Below are 2,159 nucleotides of genomic sequence, written 5' to 3' on the forward strand. Positions count from 1 at the left end.
CATCATTTTCGATCTGGAAGTGGCTTTCCTGTTTCCCTGGGCTATTTCCCTGAAAGACATTGGTCTTTACGGCTTTTGGTCGATGATGTCCTTCCTCGGCATTCTCACCATTGGCTTCATATACGAATGGAAGAAGGGGGCTCTGGAATGGGAGTGATGGTTCCACAACCTCAGAAAGAGATCGATGTTTTGGCGCCGGGCGCCGATCAGGATCTTCTGCTGGGAAACGTGACCCACGAGCTTGACGATAAGGGCTTCGTCGTCGCGCAGTTCGATAAGCTGGTCGCCTGGGCGCGCACCGGCTCGCTCTGGCCGATGACCTTCGGGCTTGCCTGTTGTGCCGTGGAGATGATCCACACGGGTGCTAGCCGGTATGATCTTGATCGTTTCGGCATCGTCTTCCGGCCCAGCCCGCGCCAGTCCGACGTGATGATCGTCGCGGGTACGCTGACCAATAAAATGGCCCCGGCCCTGCGCAAAGTGTACGACCAGATGGCCGAACCGCGCTGGGTGATCTCGATGGGTTCCTGCGCCAACGGCGGCGGCTACTACCATTATTCCTATTCAGTGGTGCGTGGGTGCGATCGGATCGTTCCGGTCGATATCTATGTGCCGGGCTGCCCGCCGACGGCGGAAGCCTTGCTCTATGGTATTCTGCAACTGCAGAAAAAGATTAAGCGGACGCGTAGTTTTACGCGATAAGGCTTTGTCCTGGCAGGGATAATCACTGTCGGGGCCAATAAATGAAGCGCAAAGCTCTCATACGGATGGGTTCGAATGGTCGAAACACTGGAACAGCTGGGCGCGCATGTTGCGCAACACTGCGGCGCTGCCGTTAGCGCGGTCGATCTGGCGGGGGGCGAGCTGACGCTGAGCACCACGCCCGAGGGGCTTTTAAGCCTCTTAGGTTTCTTGCGCGACGATCCCGCCTGCCTGTTTAAATCCTGCGTGGACATTTGCGGCGTGGACTTCCCGGAACGCGAACTGCGTTTCGATGTGGTCTATCACCTGCTCAGCCTCAAGACGAACCGCCGCGTGCGGGTGCGCTTGGCCGTGGACGATGCGACCGCCGTTCCTTCCGCAACCGACCTGTGGCCCTCCGCAGGCTGGTACGAGCGCGAAGCTTGGGACATGTACGGCGTTTTCTTTGCAGGGCATCCCGATCTGCGCCGCATCCTCACCGATTACGGGTTTGAGGGGCATCCGTTGCGCAAGGATTTCCCGCTCACGGGCTATGTCGAGCTGCGCTACGACGAAGAGCAGAAGCGCGTCGTTTATGAGCCGGTAAAGCTAACGCAGGATTTCCGTAGCTTTGATTTCTTGTCGCCGTGGGAAGGGATGACGCCGACGCGTCCCCTGCTGCCGGGCGACGAGAAAGCCACGCAGAACGGTTAAGGGGAGCGGGGCATGGCTGACGTTAAGATTGAAAATTACACCATGAACTTCGGGCCGCAGCATCCTGCGGCCCACGGGGTGCTCCGCCTCGTTCTGGAAATGGACGGCGAAGTCGTTGAACGCGCCGATCCGCACATCGGTCTGCTGCATCGCGGCACCGAAAAGCTGATTGAGTATAAGACCTATACCCAAGCGCTGCCCTATTTCGACCGGCTCGATTACGTCGCGCCGATGAACCAGGAACATGCGTTTGCGCTGGCGACCGAAAAGCTGCTGGGCATCGAAATTCCGAAACGCGCCCAATATATCCGCGTGCTGTTCAACGAAATTGGCCGCATCGGCAACCATCTGCTGAACCTCACCACCTATGCGCTCGACGTGGGCGCGCTGACCCCGCTCCTCTGGGCCTTCGAGGAACGAGAAAAGGTGATGGAGTTCTATGAACGCGCCTGCGGTGCGCGCCTCCACGCCAATTATTTCCGGGTCGGCGGCGTCCATCAGGATATTCCCGCCGGACTGTTGGAGGATGTTGCGGCCTGGGTCGATCATATGCCCGCGCTGTTGGACGATATCGAAGGGCTGTTGACCAACAACCGCATCTTCAAGCAACGCACGGTCGATATCGGCGTGATTTCGGCGGACGAATGCTACGCCTGGGGTATGACCGGGCCGGTTTTACGCGCGGCCGGGATTCCCTGGGATCTGCGTAAGAGCCAGCCCTATGAAGTCTATGGCGAGCTGGATTTCGATATTCCCATTGGCAA

At 58.6% G+C, this 2,159-nt stretch carries 4 protein-coding genes; all 4 read left to right on the plus strand.

Going from position 1 to position 2,159, the window contains the following annotated elements; translation table 11 throughout:
• Nucleotides 1-157 (plus strand): NADH-quinone oxidoreductase subunit A (gene ndhC / locus VZ95_RS07030; protein WP_045775224.1); only part of this gene is annotated, 157 nt, incomplete at its 5' end.
• A complete protein-coding gene (locus VZ95_RS07035) occupies nucleotides 148-702 on the plus strand; it encodes a NuoB/complex I 20 kDa subunit family protein (RefSeq protein ID WP_045775225.1) in 555 nt (184 codons plus the stop codon). The genes ndhC and VZ95_RS07035, both read left to right, overlap by 10 nt.
• 75 nt (nucleotides 703-777) lie before the next feature.
• Nucleotides 778-1,395: an NADH-quinone oxidoreductase subunit C gene (locus tag VZ95_RS07040; protein ID WP_045775226.1), complete on the plus strand. Its 618-nt coding sequence runs from the start codon at nucleotides 778-780 to the stop codon at nucleotides 1,393-1,395.
• Nucleotides 1,396-1,407: 12 nt separating this feature from the next.
• The coding region (locus VZ95_RS07045; RefSeq protein WP_045775227.1) for an NADH-quinone oxidoreductase subunit D at nucleotides 1,408-2,159 on the plus strand (752 nt) is incomplete at its 3' end.

Origin of the sequence: Elstera litoralis (genome assembly GCF_000963705.1) — a bacterium.
Classification (GTDB): Bacteria; Pseudomonadota; Alphaproteobacteria; order Elsterales; family Elsteraceae; genus Elstera; species Elstera litoralis.